At 69.3% G+C, this 17,235-nt stretch carries 11 protein-coding genes; 5 read left to right on the forward strand and 6 right to left on the reverse strand.

What is annotated here, in order from left to right:
- Positions 1-10: 10 nt before the first annotated feature.
- From aprF to aprX, 4 genes are all read right to left on the reverse strand, one after another.
- Positions 11-1,456 (reverse strand): alkaline protease secretion protein AprF, encoded by a 1,446-nt coding sequence (aprF, locus tag LE197_RS15735; RefSeq protein ID WP_023109050.1) that lies wholly within the window; start codon positions 1,454-1,456, stop codon positions 11-13.
- 3 nt (positions 1,457-1,459) lie between these two features.
- On the reverse strand, positions 1,460-2,758 hold the full coding sequence (gene aprE, locus LE197_RS15740; protein ID WP_003082540.1) for an alkaline protease secretion protein AprE: 1,299 nt from the start codon (positions 2,756-2,758) through the stop codon (positions 1,460-1,462).
- On the reverse strand, positions 2,755-4,536 hold the full coding sequence (aprD, locus tag LE197_RS15745) for an alkaline protease secretion ATP-binding protein AprD (protein ID WP_003082539.1): 1,782 nt from the start codon (positions 4,534-4,536) through the stop codon (positions 2,755-2,757). The genes aprE and aprD overlap by 4 nt, the downstream gene beginning before the upstream one ends.
- 86 nt (positions 4,537-4,622) lie before the next feature.
- Entirely contained in the window at positions 4,623-5,867 is a 1,245-nt protein-coding gene (aprX, locus tag LE197_RS15750) for a type I secretion system-dependent protein AprX (protein ID WP_003122213.1), read from the reverse strand.
- A gap of 1,040 nt (positions 5,868-6,907) precedes the next feature.
- Between aprX and LE197_RS15755 the strand changes: the two genes are divergently transcribed.
- Complete coding sequence (locus LE197_RS15755; RefSeq protein ID WP_023109051.1) at positions 6,908-7,222, forward strand: LasR-specific antiactivator QslA; 315 nt, start codon at positions 6,908-6,910, stop codon at positions 7,220-7,222.
- A gap of 235 nt (positions 7,223-7,457) precedes the next feature.
- Positions 7,458-10,034, forward strand: coding sequence for a PAS domain-containing protein (locus LE197_RS15760; protein ID WP_023109052.1), 2,577 nt, complete (start codon positions 7,458-7,460; stop codon positions 10,032-10,034).
- A 22-nt stretch (positions 10,035-10,056) separates the two neighbouring features.
- Here LE197_RS15760 and LE197_RS15765 read toward each other — a convergent pair whose 3' ends face one another.
- On the reverse strand, positions 10,057-11,829 hold the full coding sequence (locus LE197_RS15765; protein WP_003082530.1) for a S8/S53 family peptidase: 1,773 nt from the start codon (positions 11,827-11,829) through the stop codon (positions 10,057-10,059).
- A 338-nt stretch (positions 11,830-12,167) separates the two neighbouring features.
- Here LE197_RS15765 and LE197_RS15770 point away from each other — a divergent pair, with 338 nt between their 5' ends.
- Genes LE197_RS15770 through LE197_RS15780 form a run of 3 tightly spaced genes read left to right on the forward strand, consistent with a single transcriptional unit; the run spans position 12,168 to position 16,265 of the window.
- The gene (locus LE197_RS15770) at positions 12,168-13,616 is read left to right on the forward strand and encodes an efflux transporter outer membrane subunit (RefSeq protein ID WP_012614365.1); all 1,449 of its coding nucleotides are present in this window, start codon (positions 12,168-12,170) and stop codon (positions 13,614-13,616) included.
- Entirely contained in the window at positions 13,613-14,764 is a 1,152-nt protein-coding gene (locus LE197_RS15775; RefSeq protein WP_023109053.1) for an HlyD family secretion protein, read from the forward strand. The genes LE197_RS15770 and LE197_RS15775 overlap by 4 nt, the downstream gene beginning before the upstream one ends.
- On the forward strand, positions 14,754-16,265 hold the full coding sequence (locus LE197_RS15780) for an MDR family MFS transporter (protein ID WP_016253699.1): 1,512 nt from the start codon (positions 14,754-14,756) through the stop codon (positions 16,263-16,265). Before LE197_RS15775 ends, LE197_RS15780 begins: the two co-directional genes overlap by 11 nt.
- Positions 16,266-16,267: 2 nt before the next feature.
- Here the strand turns inward: LE197_RS15780 and LE197_RS15785 are convergent, their stop codons facing one another.
- Positions 16,268-17,050, reverse strand: coding sequence for an AraC family transcriptional regulator (locus tag LE197_RS15785; RefSeq protein WP_003082522.1), 783 nt, complete (start codon positions 17,048-17,050; stop codon positions 16,268-16,270).
- Positions 17,051-17,235 lie beyond the last annotated feature (185 nt).

The following is a 17,235-nucleotide window of genomic DNA, read 5'->3' on the forward strand; positions in this document are numbered from 1 at the left end:
CTTCGCGGTCTCAATTGAGCGCGCCCCGGTTTTCCTCCGTATCGGTCTTCGACAGGGTGTGCAGCGGTGCCGGGCAATCCGTCGTCGCGCAGTCGCGGCGGCGCGCCGGCGGCGCGCCGGAAACGAAGTTCGCCGCCACCAGTTCCAGGTCGCCTTCGTCCAGCACCCCGGCGTAGAAACGCAGGCGTGCCCAGGCCGTGAGGTAGTCGTACTTGGCCTTGGACAGCTCGTTCATCGCGCTGTACAGCGCCTGCTCGGCGTTCAGCAGGTCGAGGTTGACCCGCACCCCGGCGGCGATGCTCTTGCGCGTGGCCATCACCAGCGTCCGCGCCGAATCCACGGTCATCTCGTAGGCGCGGATCTTCGCCGCGCTGCTGCTGCTCTGGTTGTACATCTTGCGCACCTGGTTGAGGGTCTCGCGGACCTTGTCGTCCAGGTCGTAATGGCTCTTCTCCATGCGATGCGTGGCCTGGCGCGTCGCCGCCAGGGTCTCGCCGCCGGAGAACAGCGGAACGCTCAACTGGATGCCGACGCTGTCGGTCTCGTAGCGCTGGTTGTAGGTGTTCTCCGAACCGGACTTGGACTTGCCGGTGCTGGCGTACAGGCCCAGGCGCGGCAGGAAGTCGGCGCGGTTCTGCTCGACCTCGTAGCGGGCCACGTCCACCGCGTGGCGCAGCGAGGCCAGCTCGGGATTCTCGGCCAGCGCCAGGTCGCGCCAGGCGGTGTAGCTGGCGGGGCTCAGCGGGCGCACCTGGAAGCGTTCGCCGAGCGGCGCCAGGTCGGCGATCTCCAGCGGCGCCCCGACCAGCCGCTCCAGCTCGCGCAGGGCGGCATCCTGGCTGTCCCGCGCCTCGATTTCCTGGGCCTGGGCCAGGTTGAAGCGGGCCTGGGTCTCCAGGGTGTCGGTGCGGGTGCCGTTGCCGCGCTCGAACTGGCGCTGGTTGAGCTGGAACTGCTCGCGGTAGGAGCGTTTCTGCGCCCGCGCCAGTTCGATCTGGTCCTGGGCCAGCAGCGCGCCGGTATAGGCTTCCAGGACCCGGACCAGCAGTTCCTGGCTCTGGCTGCGGAAGCGCTCGTCGGACAGCAGCGCCTGGGCCACGCCCTTGCGGTAGCGGCTGAAGGCCTCGTAGTCGAACAACGGCTGTTGCAGGCTGAGGGTGGAGACGTAGCTGTCGTAGTCGCGGTCTTCCTTGAAATCGCCGCGGGTGGTGGTCTGGGTCACATCGGACCAGCTGCGCCCACGGTTGTAGCTGTACACCAGGCGCGGCAGCAGCGCCGCGCGGCCGAGCGCACGGTATTGCCTGCCGGCCTCGTGCTCCTGGATCGCGGCCTGGAACTGCGGGTCGTTCTCCAGGGCCAGGTGATAGCCGTCCAGCAGGCCGAGGGCGAAGGCGTCCTCGCGCAGCAGCAACAGGAAGGCGCCGAACAGCCAGGTCATCAGGCGGCGCATGGTCATCGGTCAGTTCTCCGCCAGCGCCACGTGGGCGCGGTCGAACAGGGGCTTGAACAGGTAATTGAGCAGCGAGCGCTCGCCGGTGCGGACGAACACCTGCACCGCCATCCCCGGGCGGATCTGCAGGCCCTTCAGCTTACCCATCGCGGCCGCGTCGACCTGGGCGCGCAGCGCGTAGTAGGGCTGCTTGTTCTGCTCGTCGAGCAGGCGGTCGGCGCTGACCATGGTCACCTCGCCGGTGACCCGCGGGGTCTTGCTCTGGTTGAAGGCGGTGAACAGCATCTCCACCGGCAGCCCGCTGTGGATCCGGTCGACCAGGTTCACCGCGAGCTGGCCCTCCACTTCCAGGCTGTCGCTGTTGGGCACGATGTACATCAGCAATTCGCCGGGGCCGATCACCCCGCCATCGGTGAACACCTTCAAGCCGGCCACGTAGCCGCTGACCGGCGCGCGGATCTCGGCGTGGCGCAGTTCGTAGCGCGCCGAGGACAGCTCCTCCCAGAGCGTCCGCGCATTGACCTGGGTTTCCGCCAGTTGCCCGTTGACTTCCTTGCGGTACTCCTCCTCGCGTTGGGCGATGCGCATCTGCGCCTCGGCGATGCTCTGGCGGATCTGCCCGAAGCGACCGCTGCTCTCCGATAGCCGGGCGTTCACCTCGGCCAGTTGGCGCTCCTGTTCGAGCAACTGGTTGCGCGGCATGTAGCCTTCCTCGGCGAGGTCGCGCGCACCGCTCAACTGGCTGTTCAACAGGCGTTGTTGCAGGCGCTGGTTGCCCTCGGTCTGGCGCAACCCTTCGAGCTGGGCGCGCAGCCCCTCGATGTTCGCCCGCAATGCGGAGAGTTCGTTGGCCAGCGCGGTCTGGCGGCTGTGCAGCAACTGCCGCTGCAACTCCAGGCGCTCGCCGAGGGTCGGCAGCGGGGCCTGCTCGGCCAGCCCCGCGGGCATCTCCAGGGTCCGCCGGCCGTCGTATTCGGCCTGCAGGCGCGCCTGGTTGAGCCGCGCGTTGGCGTACCGGTTGAGCAGCGAATCGACGTTGGCCCGGGCCTGGGTCGGTTCCATGCGGATCAGCGGCTCGCCCGCCTCCACATGCTGGCCGTCGCGCACCAGGATGTGCTTGACCACCCCGCCCAGCGGATGCTGCACCGACTTGCGCTGGCCGGAGATGATCACCGTGGCCGGCACCGCCACGCCCTGGTCGAGCGGCGCGAAGGCGGCCCAGAGCAGCGCGCCGCCGAAGCCGAACAGGACCAGCAGCCAGCCCAGTCGCGCATAGGCGTTCTCGTCGCGTTTCACCGTGCGGGTCATTCCACACCTCCCTGGCGCGGCGCGGCCACCACCTGCGGCGCGCCGTAGCCGGCCACCCGGTAGTCCGCGCGCTGCTGCGACGCCGACGCGGCGCGCTGGTTGTTCAAGGCGGCGAGCACCTGGTCGCGCTCGCCGTACAAGTGCAACTGGCCGGCGTTCAGCGCCAGCAGGCGGTCGGCGCAACCCAGCACGCCGGCCCGGTGGGTGATCAGCAGCACCGTGCAGCCACGCGCCTTGAGCGCCTGGATCGCCGCCAGCAGCGCCTGCTCGCCGCTGTCGTCGAGGTTCGAGTTGGGTTCGTCGAGCACCACCAGGGTCGGCGCACCGTACAGCGCCCGGGCCAGGGCGATGCGCTGGCGCTGGCCGCCGGAAAGCCCGGCGCCGCCGACGCCGAGCACGGTGTCGTAGCCCTGAGGCAGGCGCAGGACCAGTTCATGGACCCCGGCCAGGCGCGCCGCCTCCACCACCTTGTCGGCCTGCACCTCGCCGAAGCGGGCGATGTTTTCCGCCACCGTGCCGGCGAACAGTTCGATGTCCTGCGGCAGGTAGCCGATGCGCGGGCCGAGGGTCTCGCGCTCGTACTGGCGGATCTCGGCGCCGTCCAGGCGCACGCTGCCGTGCAGGGTCGGCCAGATGCCCAGCACAACCCGCGCCAGGCTCGACTTGCCGGAGCCGGACGGACCGATCACGCCGACCACCGAGCCGGCCGGGATCGCCAGGGTCAGACCACGCAGGGTGCGCGCCTCGCTGCCGGGCGGCGCCGCGTCCAGCGATTCCAGCAGCAGGTGGCCACGCGGCTCGGGCAATTCCATGCGCCGCTCGCGGGCGGGGAATTCGTCGAGCAGGCCGCTCAGCCGGCGATAGGCATCGCGCGCTGCGCCCCACTGCTTCCACACGCCGATCAGTTGGTCGATGGGCCCCAGCGCACGGCCCATCAGGATCGAGCCGGCGATCATCATCCCCGGGGTGATGCGTCCCTCCACCGCCAGCCAGGCGCCGAGGCCGAGCACCAGGGATTGCAGGGCGATGCGCAGGTATTTGCTCAGCGCGTTGATCCGCGCCGCGCGCTCGCTGGCCAGGCTCTGCTGGTCGAGGAACGCCTGGTGCAGCCGTTCCCAGCGCCCGCGCATGCTGCCGAGCATGCCCATCGCCTCGATCACCTCGGCGTTGCGCAGGTTGTTGCTGGCCAGTTGGCCGGACTTGATCGACAACTCGCCGGCCTTGGCCAGCGGCGCACGGGTGGCGCGTTCGTTGAACCAGGCGAGGGCCATCAGGGCCAGCGCGCCGACCAGCGAGAGCAGGCCGAGCCAGGGGTCGAAGAGGAAGATCACCAGCAGGTAGACCGGGAACCAGGGTGCGTCGAAGAAGGCGAACAGCGCCTGGCCGGTGATGAACTGGCGCAGGGTGGTCAGGTCGTGCAGCGCCTGGCTGGCCTCCTGGCCGCCGGCGCGCAGGTTGCGTTCGAAGGCGGCGGCGTAGATCCGCCCGTGCAACTGGCCGTCGAAGCGTTCGCTGACCCGCACCAGGACGAAGCTGCGCAGCGCCTCCAGCGCGCCCATGAAGACGAACACGCCAAGCGCCATCAGGGTCAGCATCAACAGGGTGACTTCGTTGGCCGAGGACAGCACGCGGTCGTACACCTGCAGCATGTACAGCGAGGGCACCAGCATCAGCAGGTTGATCACCCCGGAGAACGCCGCCACGCTGCGCAATGCGCCGCGGCTGGCCGCCAGGGCCTGTTTGATTTCGTTGGTAACGCTGGAACCGAGCCTTGCCATCGAGCGCGCTCACTTCTGCCACGACTGCCGCTGGAATCCCGAATGAGCCCGGATGGCACCTCCCTGTGCCGGGCGTTCCCTCGCCGTCAGGCGGCCAGGGCCTGATGCTCCGGCGCCGGGTCGGCGCCGATCAGCTGGATTGTCGGCGGCGCCGCTTCGCCGCCGTGGCCGAGCAGCGCCGCGAGCACCTTGCCGGCCCCGTCCAGTGCGCTGTGCGCGGTATCCCCGGCGATACCGGCGACGATCGACAGGTCATTGTCGAGGTCATGCACCAGCTCGATCTGGCCCTTCGGCCCGACCCCGGCGACATCGACACCGGCAATCGTTTGCGCATACAGCTTGCTGTCGAAGTGCAGGTCCAGCGTCGGCAGCGAGACACCGATGTCCTTGACCACCGGCACGTAGCCGAGGATGCCGCCGACGATGGGCAGGTCCTTGAGGGTCACCTCGTTCCAGCTCAGCAGCTTGACCTCGTTGTAGCTACCCAGCTCCAGGGTGCCGCCGAGATTGGCCACGCCGAGGTTGTAGCTGGGTCCGGCGATACCGTAGAACTTGGCGCTGAAGCCTTCCTTGTCGACCGAGCCGACCACTCCCAGGCCGCCGAGGTTGAGCGGCGCCAGCACCGGCACCAGCGGCGCGGTGATCGGATTCAGCGCCAGGGCTGCGGTGACCAGCGGAGTCAGCGGCGTCTCGCCGCCGAAGGTCAGGCCTTGCTCGGTGAGGGAGACGTTGATCGGCAGCGGGCCGAGGATGCCGCGGCTATCGGGAATCACGCCCTGGTCGTGATTGCCGCCGAGCAGCGAGCCGATCACATTGACCCCGAGCAGGCCGTCGCTATTGCCGAGGCTTAGCGAGCCACCCTGGTAGGCGGCGTGGTAGAGATCGTTGGCGGCCTTCAGGCTGTCGCTGCCGAATTCCCAGGCATGGCCGACGGTGGCACCGACGCCCTGCCCCAGGTCACCGACCAGCTTCAGGTAATCCTCCGGCTCGACGCGCCCGTGCAACAAGTCGTCGGCGATCGCCAGCGAGTTGCCGGCCAGCCCGCCCAGCGTGCCGACCGCGGAGCCTACGGTGTCGAGGGCGTCGCCGGCGATCTCGCCGAGCGTGCCGGCCACCGCGCCGACCGTACCCTCCAGCGCCTGCTCCACGCTGGCAACGGCGTCATGCACCGATGTCAGCGCTTCGTGCACCTGCTGCTCCACGGCGTCGACGGTGGAGCCCACCAATGTCCTGGCCACGTCCGCCACCGCCGTGACGGCGGTGGCGGCCACCTGCGTCGCGCGCTCGTAGACCTGGCCGAACAGGTTCGCGGCTGCATTGAATAATCCCATCTTCTGTTCCTCGATTGAGTTGTCTCGGTTATCGCGTTTCCGGCGCAGGTCGCTGTTTACCGACCGAACCGGTCACGCGGTTAAGCGCAGTCAGTGAGTTCCGCGAGAAAACGGAACGCGGGTACCTGAAAGTTCATCAGGCCTGGCGACAACTTGTTTTTATTGGAAGACAGGAGCCCCCGAGGGCGAAACCCATTTAATCCCGAGCAGCCCGCAACAGAGCGCTCTCCACCGCTTCGCCTGTTAAGTAGGACTAACATGGGAAAGGCAAATTTGTACCACCACTTAAATCAGTTCAATACTTTGGTTGGGCATACCGACCTGTCAGTTCTGCCAGGTGGATTTCCAAGCCCCTGATTCCTAAACGGATTATTGACGCTTTTAATTAATATCGAATGACGGACGGTCGCCCCGGCACGAACTCTGACGAAAATCAGAAATGAAGAAAGGGTTATATCCTTATGCACCAAAGTGCCGAGCCGCCCTCGCGGCGTGCCCAACTAGCGTGCAACTTCGGCAGCGCCCTCTTCGAAGAAGCGAATGACACTTTTGCGTGGCTCATAAGGAATACTCTTATTACGTGAAGCGCATCACAAAATATTGAATCGAACAGTCCAGGCGGATTGTTTTCTCCTGGTAAACGATGATTAACGGCGCGCTCCAAGGCCGGGTTATTTCCATGAATCGCTTCAGCCAACGCCTTGCCTGCCGATAGCCTCTGCCGTCACCCGTTCCCGCCCTTGCTCCCCGCCTTGCCTGCCCCTATCCTGCGCCCGTCACGGCCAAATCCGTGACCGGGTTTGACAGCCCGAAGAGACGGCGCGATGCGCCGAGCGGTGCATGCGAAAGCAGCGAATGCTTTTGCAGGCATCGGCTCGACCGCAGTTTTCCAACTGCGGGCCTTCATGGCGGATCGCGTGGGGAGACCCTCGTGGTCTGCCGGTTCCGTTTCCCGGTCTGTCAACCCTGCGCGATCCTGCCTCCATCGATTGACAGCGAAGGCGGCAGGTCATGTGACTCTCAGAAACGGAGTACCCAGCATGACGAAGGATGAAAAGGAAAAGACCCACGTCGACGCAATCATCGAACGCTACAAGAACCTGATGGTCGAGATTCCCCCCGCCGACCGGCAACCCGGTCTCTCCCTGCTCTGGCCGGTTCCCGCCCAGCCCGCCATCGACAAGGGCGTCCGCCAGGCCGAGAACTGGCTTGCCGACCAGATCGAAGGCCAGCTCTGGACCGCCTTCGCCTTCGGCCGCGACAGCCTGCCCACACCGATGCAGAAGACCGCCTTCGAAGTGGCCTTCCTGACGCGCCTGCAGCAGCGCCTGGTAGCCGCTCGACGTTCCGGTTGACCCGGCCATGGCGAATGACGCCGGTGGCGTCGTTCGCCCCTACGCCAAGTCTCCATCGCGGTCTCGGGCACCGCGTACGAAATCATCGCCAGACTCCGCCTGGCAACGCGCCGAGCGTCTGGAGCGCCCCGGTGCGCCATCCCGCCCAGCCGGATTGAACGCAAGCGCACCCACCGCCCTCCTATATTCCATACGACCCACCACCTCAACCGGAACCGAGCAAGACTCCGCAGACATGGCACAGCCTTTCACCATCGAACCGGACCCGAACACCCTTGACCATCCACCGGCCTTCCTGGCCAACGGAGGAGCGGTCGGGAAACTGTTGCTCAGCCTCGACGCGGCCAGTTCGCCCCTCGGCCCGCCGGACGCCTGGTCGGCGAGCCTGAAGACGACGATGGCCACGCTGCTGCCGGCCAAGGCGCAGATCGTGCTGTTCTGGGGCGCGGAATTCGTCGCCCTGTACAACGATGCCTACGCGCCGAGCATCGGCGACAAGCATCCGCGCGCCCTCGGCCGGCCGGCGATAGAGAACTGGCGGGAGCTGTGGGATGACCTCGAACCGCTGCTGCGCGGGGTGTACGAGACCGGTGAAACCTTCGCGGCAAAGGATCGGCCCTTCTACATCGAACGCCATGGACGCGGCGAGACGGTCTATTTCGACGTGTCCTATTCGGCGGTGCGGGAAACCGACGGTTCCGTCGGCGGCGTGCTGTGCATCGTCACCGAGACCACCGAGCGGGTGCGTTTCGAACGCCGCCAGGCGTTCCTCCTGGAACTGGGCCAGACCCTGCCGTCCCTGGCCGATCCCCTGGAGATCGAAGCCACCGCCCTGCGCCGGCTCGGCGAGGAGCTGGGCGCGTCGCGGATATTCTTCGGCGAGGACAACGGCGACGGCATGACCTTCCAGGTCCATCGCGACTATCTCCACGACGGCCGCTCGGCGGTCGGTCGGCATCGCTACCTGGCGTTCGGCGCCACCCTGTCCGGCGAACTGCATGCCGGACGCAGCGTGGCGCGGGAAGACCTCGCCGGGGAGCGCGGCATGAGTCTCGACGAGGCGGCGAGCCGCGCGCGCCTGGGGCTGGGCGCCACGCTGCACGTCCCGGTGCTGCGCCACGGCCGGCTGGAGGCGCTGCTGGCGATCCACTTCGCCCATCCGCAGGCGCTCGGCGAAGATTCGCGCCGCCTGGCGGAGGAAGCCGCCAAGCTGGCCTGGACCTCGCTCACCCATGCCCGCGCGGAGCTGGCGCTGCGCACCAGTTCCGCGCAACTGGCGGCGATGTTCGACCAGGCCAGCGCGGGCATCGCGGTATGCGACCGGAACTGGCGCTTCACCCGGGTCAACGATCGCTACTGCGAGATCGCCGGCCGTTCGCGCGAGACCCTGCTCGGCCTGCGCATGCAGGACATCCTCGACCCCGCCGACTTCGCCCTCCCCGCGGCGCCAGGCGGAGCGACCGGCGCGGCGTTCGAGATGAGCGGCCGCTACGTTCGCCCCGACGGCGATACGGTGTGGGTGCAGAACCAGGTCACGCCGCTGGTGGACGAGCAGCATGCCGCCAGCGGCCTGCTCTGCGTGTGCATGGACATCAGCGCGCGGGTACGCGCCGAGAACGAGCTGCGCGAACTCAACGAAAGCCTGGAAGAACGTGTCGCGACCATGCTCGCCCAGCGCGAAAGCGCCCTGGCGCAGCTTCACGAGGCACGCAAGATGGAGATGGTCGGCCAGTTGACCGGCGGCATCGCCCATGACTTCAACAACCTGCTGACGCCGATCATGGCCTCGCTGGAACTGATCCGCCGGCGGCTCGACGACGCCCGCTCCACCGACCTCATCGACGGCGCGCTACAGTCCGCCGAACGGGCGCGGAACCTCGTCGGTCGCCTGCTCACCTTCGCCCGCCGGCAAACCCTCAAGCCGCAGGCGGTGGCCCTGCGCGAGCTGGTCGAAGGCATGCACGACCTGATCGAGCGCTCGCTCGGCCCGACCATCGAGGTCCGCATCGAGATCCCGGAACGCCTGCCTGCGGTGGTGGTGGATCCGCACCAGTTCGAACTGGCCATCCTCAACCTCGCGGTGAACGCCCGCGACGCCATGGGCGAAGGCGGCCGCCTGGAAATAGGCGCGCGGACCGACCTGGTGATCGACGGCGCGGTGGACGGTCTCGGCGCCGGCCGCTACGTGTGCCTGGAAGTCGCCGACAACGGCGGAGGCATGCCCGCCGAGGTGCTGGCCCGCTGCATGGAGCCGTTCTTTTCCACCAAGGGCGTGGGCAAGGGCACCGGCCTCGGCCTGTCGATGGTCCAGGGCCTGGTCGCCCAGTCCGGCGGCGGCCTGGGCATCCACTCGGAGATCGGCAAGGGGACCCGGGTGAGCATCTGGCTGCCGATCACCGCGGAGCAGACGCAATCCACCGCAGAAAGCTGCCCGGACGCACCGGAAGCGTTGCGGCCGACCCACGTGCTGCTGGTCGACGACGACAGGATGGTGCGCTACACCACCGCGCTGCTGCTCGGCGATCTCGGCTACCAGGTCAGCGAGGCGGCGTCGGCGGAGGAAGCCCTGGGCGAGGTCGAGCGCGGCCTGGCGCCCGACCTGCTGGTCACCGACCATCTCATGGCCGACAAGACCGGCGTGCAGCTTGCCGAGGAACTGCGCCAGCGCTTCCCGCAATTGCCGGTGCTGGTCATCACCGGCTACGCCAACCTCAGGCCCGAGCAACTCAACGGCTTCGAGGTGTTGACCAAGCCGTTCCGCCACAACGAACTCGCCGAACGCCTCGCCCGGCTGCTGGAAGCCTCGCCGTGAGGCCCCGGGCCGTCGGAACGCCTCAGCGCACGCGCTCGCGGCTCTTCACCGCCAGGTCCAGGGCTTTCTGCATGTCCAGCCGCGCCGAGCGGCCGACGTCGCGGTGGTCCAGGCGGTAGCCGCGCTCCGAGGGCAGGATCGGTGCGGTGAGGTCCTCGGCATCGGCCGGCTCGAAATCGTAGTCGCCGCCGATGGTCATGGCGCTGCGCCGGAGCAGCATGCGGATCTCCTCGGGTCGCAGCCGCGGGTTAAGGGAAAGCATGGCGGCGACCGTGCCGGCGACCATCGGCGTGGCATAGGAGGTGCCGCAGTGCACCTCGCCCCGCGCGTCCCGCTCCAGGGTCGAGGCATGGGTACAGGCGGCGGCGGTGACATCCACCCGCATGTCGACGTTCGAGGTGCTGCGCTTGACCGCGTAGGCCGGGTCGTCCACCGCCAGGCCTTGGCGCTCGCTGCGCTGGTGGCCGCCCACCACCAGCAACTGCTCGGTAACGAAGGAGGACGGCAGGCGGTATTCGTCGGTACCGGAGTAGGACGAGCCGTTGCCGGCGGAGTTGACCACCAGCACGTCCGGATGCTCCTTGCGCAGCCAGAGGAAGAACTCCTCGAGCAACTCCTCGTAGCCGCTCATGGCGATCCCCGAGCGCACCAGCGAATCCACCTCGTCGCCATCGACGTCGCGAGCGCCGACGCGGTGGATGCCCCAGCTCCAGTTGAGCACCCGCACGCCATCCTCCACCAGGTTCACCGAGGCGGCGACGTTGGCCGTGATGCCAGCATCCGAATTGCGCTCGACGATCACTTCGAAACCCTGGCTGGCGCGGTCCAACCCACGCAGGAAACCACTGTTGCCGCCCTGGTCCCAGCGCGCGGCGAGGATGCCGGCGACCGTCGAACCGTGGTTGTCGGGACGTTCGGCATCGCGCGCGTAAAGGCAGGTACGCGGTGCGGGCGCCTTGCAGGGGCCGAGGTAGTCGGCGAAGTCGGGAGCGTCGAAGTCGACGTCGCGCTCGATCACCCCGATGCGCACCGGGCGGGTCTCCAGCGGCGCCTGGCGGGCGCGGACCCGACGCTGGTAATAGTTCACCGCGTCCATGAAACGATTGGCCGCCCACTCGTCGGAGTCGCTGTCCGGCTTGTCCACGGGCCGGCGCGCCGCCTCGGTTTCCTCGCCCTTCTCCGGCGCGGACTCCTCCACCACCACGGCGTCCACGCTGGTCTCGCTGCCGATGCGGAGGACCAGCGCGTCGCGCTGGACGAGGTCGCGCGCCGGCAGGCGCAACTGGTAGAGGTTCAACGGCGGGATCGCGCCGACCACCCGCGCGCCATATTTATCGGCCAGGCGTTCGGCCTCCCGGCGACCGTCGTGGTTCTCCTCGATCAACAGGCTGACCAGGTCGACGTAGGTGGTCAGGCCATCCATGTTCTTCGCCACCTCGTCGGGACCGGCGGCGAGCACATGGCTGCCGTTCAGGGTCAGCCATACCGGATTGCTGCTGCGCCCGCCCTGCTCCAGCCAAAGCGGACCGCTGGCGTGGCCACGGCGGTCCAGGCGGAGCCGCAGGCCGTCGCCCTCGCGCCGCAGGGCGGTGGCCGGCAGTTCGCGGCCGTCCAGCAACAGGCGCGGCAGGCCGGAGCCCAGGCCGCGCACGCGCAGGCACCACTCCTGCCGCTCGCTGGCCAGGAGATCGCCGCAGCGCTCCAGGCGCTCCAGGCGCAGGGGTGTTTCGGCGGCTACCAAAGGACTGCCCAGGGACGCGAAAAGGATGGCGAAAACGGCACGGCGCAGCGGCATGGACTCGGCTTCCGGAACGGGGACCTGTTGTTCCGACCACCTGGCGAAACGCTTCGTTCAGGTTGAAGGCGGGCCCCCGGCCACGCCAAGGCGCAGGCTAGCCCACCAGTTGTTCCAGCGCCTGCGCCTCGTCGAAGGCGGGGTGAACCGCTGCTCCCGGCAGATCCACCGCATCTCCCTGCTGGCCATCCCGGCCGGGCTGCGGCCCGTACCTGATGCGGCAACGCTGAAAAATCCGCCGACTGTCCATTTCGCGACGATGACTGGCGCTTTTGCCGGCGCAGGCCGCCTGCGCCTGCCTTACCGTTCCCCGCTCTTTCAGACACGGGAGCAGGGCAATGCCGCTTGCCAGTCATCTGCGTTGCGTGGCGCTGGCGCTGGGGATCTCCACCGCGCTGGGCTGCGCGAACCGCAACCAACCCGCGCCACGCGCGGAAAGCCTCGACCCTGGCCTGTCGAGGGTGGCGGGAACCCGCGGCGACGCGCTGCCCGCCCAGTGGTGGACGCTCTACCAGGACCCTGGGCTGAACCACCTGGTGGCCGCCGCGCTGCGCCACAACCGCGACCTGGCCGCAGCCGATGCCCATGCCCGCGCGCTCCTCGGCCATCTGCGCGGCGCACAGGGCGAACGCTGGCCACGGACCGAGGTCGGCTATGGCTACCAGTATGGGCGCGACGGCGACGACCAGACCCTCGCCGAAGCCACCGACGAGGACCTGCACAGCCAGTGGAAACACACCGCCCGCCTCGACCTGTCCTACCAGTTGGACCTGTGGGGCGAAGTCCGCGCCCGCATCGCCGCGGCGAAGGCGGATGCCGAAGCGGCGCAAGCGGCGCGCGACCTGCTCAGGGTCAGCGTGGCCAGCCAGACCACCCTCGCCTACGTCCGCGCCTGCGCCCTGGCGCGACGGGCAGAGGTACAACGCCGATCGGTCGGCCTGCTCGACGCGAGCCTGGCGCTGAGCGAACGCCAGCTCGCCGCCGGCCTTTCCAGCGAGCTGCAGCGACGCCGGCTGCTGGCCTTGCGCGAGCGGACCCGCGCCGCGCTGCCGATGCTCGAGGCGCGGCGGCGCGCGGCACTCTACGAACTGGCGCTGCTCAGCGGGCGCTCGCCGCGCCAGTTGGACGCTCCTGCCGCGACCTGCGCCGGCATACCGCAACTGCGCCGTGCCCTGCCCACCGGCGACGGCTGGAGCCTGCTGGCGCGCCGCCCGGACGTCCGCGCGGCCGAGCGCCGGCTCGCCGCCGCCGACGCCCGGCGCGCGCTGGCCGAAGCCGAGCTGTACCCGCGCATCAGCTTCGCCGTCGGCGCCGAGACCTCCGCAGTGACCCTCGCCGGCCTCGGCGGCAGCGGCGCGCTGGCCTACGCGGCCGGCCCGCTGCTGAGCTGGCGCTTCCCCAACCGGGAAAGCGCGCGAGGCCGCCTGGACAGCGCAGCGGCAGAGCGCGACGCCGCCCTGGCGCGCTTCGACGGAGCGGTGCTCGGCGCCCTGCGCGAGGTCGAGCGTGCCCTGGCGCTGTATGCCGGCGAGCGCCAGCGGCGTGCCGACCTCCAGCGTGCCCTCGACGAGCAGCGCCACGCCTACCGGTTGGCGCGCAGCAACTATCGCGCCGGCGCCCTCGATGCCCTCGAGCTGCTCGACAGCCAACGCAGCCTGGTCGCCGACCGGGCGCGCCTGGTCGACGCCGAGATGCGCGTCGCCGAGCGCCAGGTCGAACTGTTCCGGGCTCTCGGCGGCGGCTGGCAAGCCGCTCCCAGCCCCTCCCATCAGGAAAACGGACAATGAACCAGGCAATCAGGGAACCCATCGAACACACCACTGGCGAAACCATGCCAGCAGCCACGCGCCGGCGCCGAACCTGGCTGCTGGGCGGCCTCGCCGGCGCCATCGCGCTCGCCGCCCTGCTGGCCTGGTGGTGGAGCAGCGGACGCTTCCTGGAGGGCACCGACGATGCCTATGTACGCGCCGACTGGGTGGCGGTCAGCGCGCAGGTCTCCGGTTACGTCGCCGAGGTGCTGGTGGCCGACGACGCCGACGTCCAGGCCGGCGACCTGCTGCTGCGCCTGGACCCGCGCGACTTCCGCCAGCGCCTGCGCGCCGCCGAGGCCCGCGAAGCGGCGGCGCAGGCGGCGCTGGAAGCCCAGCGCGCGAAGCTGGAGACCCTCGATCGGCAACTGCTGGAGCAGGCGCAGACGATCAGCCGCGCCCGCGCCGATGGCGAAGCGGCGCGAGCCGAATGGCGCCGCGCCGAGACCGACTGGCGACGCTACCGGCAATTGGCCGACGAGCATGCCACCAGTCGCCAGCGCCTGGAGAACGCCGACGCGGCGCACCAGCGAGCGCGGGCGGCGGCGCGGCGGGCAAGCGCCGAGGAAGGCCGCCAGCGCGCCGCCAGGGACGTACTGAAGAGCCGGCGACGCGAGGCGGAGGCGGCGCTCGCCCAGCGCCAGGCGGAGCTGCAGGAAGCCGCGGCGGCGCGCGAACTGGCGCGCCACGCCCTGGACGATACCGAAATCCGCGCCCCATTCGCCGGCCGCGTCGGCCAGCGCAAGGTGCGCCTGCGCCAGTACGTCACGCCGGGGCTGCCGCTGCTGGCGGTGGTGCCGCTGGAGCAGGCCTACGTGGTGGCCAACTACAAGGAGACCCAGCTCGAACGCATCCGCCCCGGGCAACCGGTAGAGCTGGAGGTGGACACGTTCGGCCGCCGCTGGCGCGGCCGCGTCGACAGCGTGGCGCCGGCCTCCGGCGCGGTATTCGCGCTGCTGCCGCCGGACAACGCCACCGGCAACTTCACCAAGATCGTCCAGCGCTTCCCGGTGCGTATCCGCCTGGACGCCGACGCCGCCGAGCGGGCCCGGCTGCTTCCGGGGATGTCGGTGATCGCCACCGTGGACACTCGCGAACCGGACGGAGCCTCCGCCGATGAGCGCTGACGACAAGGTATCGCTGCGTGCCTGGGTCGCCGTCACCGGCGGCCTGTTCGGCTGCTTCATGGCCGGCATGAACGTGCACGTCACCAGCGCGGCGCTGCCGGAGATAGAAGGCGCGCTGGGAGCCACCTTCGAGGAGGGCTCGTGGATCTCCACCGCCTATCTGGTCGCGGAAATCAGCATGATCCCGCTTACCGCCTGGCTGGTGGAAGTGTTCTCCTTGCGCCGGGTGATGCTCCTCGGCTCGCTGGTGTTCCTGCTCAGTTCGCTGAGCTGCGCGCTGGCGCCGAACCTGTCGACGCTGATCCTGATCCGGGTGATCCAGGGGGCTTCGGGGGCGGTGCTGATCCCGCTGTCGATGCAACTGATCCTCACCGAGCTGCCGTCCAGCCGGGTACCCCTCGGCATGGCGCTGTTCAGCCTTTCCAACAGTGTGGCCCAGGCCGCCGGCCCGTCGATCGGCGGCTGGCTGGCGGATGCCTATTCCTGGCGCTGGATCTTTCTCCTGCAACTGTTGCCGGGGATCGCCCTGCTGGCCGCGGTGGCCTGGTCGATCCGCCCCCGCGACGGCGACCGCGAACGCCTGCGCCAGGCCGACTGGCTCGGCATCGGCGCGATGGTCGCCGGCCTCGGCGCTCTGCAGATAGTGCTGGAGGAAGGTGGCCGCCGCGACTGGTTCGAGTCCGGCTTCATCCGCACCTTCGCCGTCCTCGCCGTGCTCGCCCTGCTGCTCTTCGTACAGCGCCAACTGTGGGGCGCGCGGCCGTTCATCAACCTGCGCCTGCTGGGCAGCTACAACTTCGGCGTGTCCAGCCTGGCGATGGCGGTGTTCGGCGCGGCGACCTTCGGCCTGGTGTTCCTGGTGCCCAACTACCTGTCCCAGTTGCAGGGTTTCAACGCCCGGCAGATCGGCGACAGCCTGATCCTCTACGGCCTCGTGCAACTGCTCCTGGCGCCGCTGCTGCCGCGCCTGATGCGCTGGCTGAACCCCAAGCTGCTGGTGGCCGGCGGCTTCGCGATCATGGCCCTGGGCTGCTGGATGGGCGCGCACCTGAACGCCGACGCGGGACGCAACGTGATCATCCCCTCCATCGTCGTGCGCGGCATCGGCCAGCCGCTGATCATGGTCGCGCTCTCGGTACTGGCGGTGAAGGGCCTGGACAAGGCCCAGGCCGGCTCGGCCTCGGCGCTGATCTCGATGCTGCGCAACCTCGGCGGCGCGATCGGCACCGCGCTGCTGACGCAACTGGTCTCGCTGCGCGAGCGCTTCCACTCCGAGCGGATCGGCGAGACCCTGACGATCTTCGACGGCGCCCTGCAGCAGCGCCTGGGCGGTGGCCAGGTGCGGATACAACTGCCGGAGCAGCAGCAGGCGCTGGCCCTGCTCGACCACGGGGTGCGCCAGCAGGCCTACCTGATGGCCTACTCCGACGCCTTCTACCTTTCCTGCGTGGCGCTCCTGGCCTGCGCCCTGGCCTCGCTGATGCTGCGCCAGAAGGACTGAACTCAGTCGCCCTCGGCCACCCCGTAGGCGGCGCCGCGGCCGAAATAGAGGCTCGGCGAAACGCCCAGGGTCCGGCGAAACATGGCGCTGAAGGCGCTCTGGCTGTCGTAGCCGAGGTCCAGTGCGACCTCGAGGATCGAGTGCCCTGCCGCCAGCGCATCGAGGCTGGCGAGCAGGCGCATGCGCCGCAGCCACTGGACGAAGCTGAGACCGGTTTCGCGCTGGAAGGCGCGGGTCAGGGTCCGCGGGCTGACGCCCAGGCGACGCGCGGCATCGCCCAGGCTCCAGTCGGCGGCCGGCTCGGCGCGCAGGCTGCGGCACAGCGCCGCCAGTCGCGGATCGACCGGCTGTGGCACGTGCAGGGCGAGGATCGGCAGCACCCGCAGTTCATCGAGGATCAGCTCCATCACCCGCTCGTCGCGGCCGCCCGGCGGGTAGTCCGGGGCGATCCGCATCGCCGCGACGATCAATTGCCGCAGCAACGGCGGCACGTCCACCACCCGGCAGTCCCGCGGTAGGTCGTGGCGCGCCTGCGGGGCGATGAACAAGGTGCGCATGCGCACCTGGCCGGCGAAACGCAGGGCATGCTCGATACCGGCCGGCAACCAGACACCGCGTCCCGGCGGCACCACCCAGGTGCCCTCGGCAGTGCCGACCGTGACCACCCCGCTGAGCGCATGGATCAATTGCGCGCGCGAATGCCGGTGCAGCTCGACGCGCTCGCCGTGGAGATAATCCTGGGCATAGGCGAAGACCGGACGGGTGGAAGGCAGGTCGATCAGCATCGGGCGGGCCTTGGCGGGCAGTGGGGGCGCTGTCTTTTTACCAGCCGCGCCATGCTAACGACCAGTCCCGGCGAAGCACGCCGGCGCTCGCCGCGACGCGGCGAGCGCGCTACCCTGGCCGCCCCGGCGTGGCGCGACTACCTGGCGTATCCGCCGCGCCATCCCTCCCCAAGTACAGGAGCGAA

This window comes from Pseudomonas sp. PS1(2021) (assembly GCF_020405165.1).
GTDB lineage: Bacteria > Pseudomonadota > Gammaproteobacteria > Pseudomonadales > Pseudomonadaceae > Pseudomonas > Pseudomonas aeruginosa.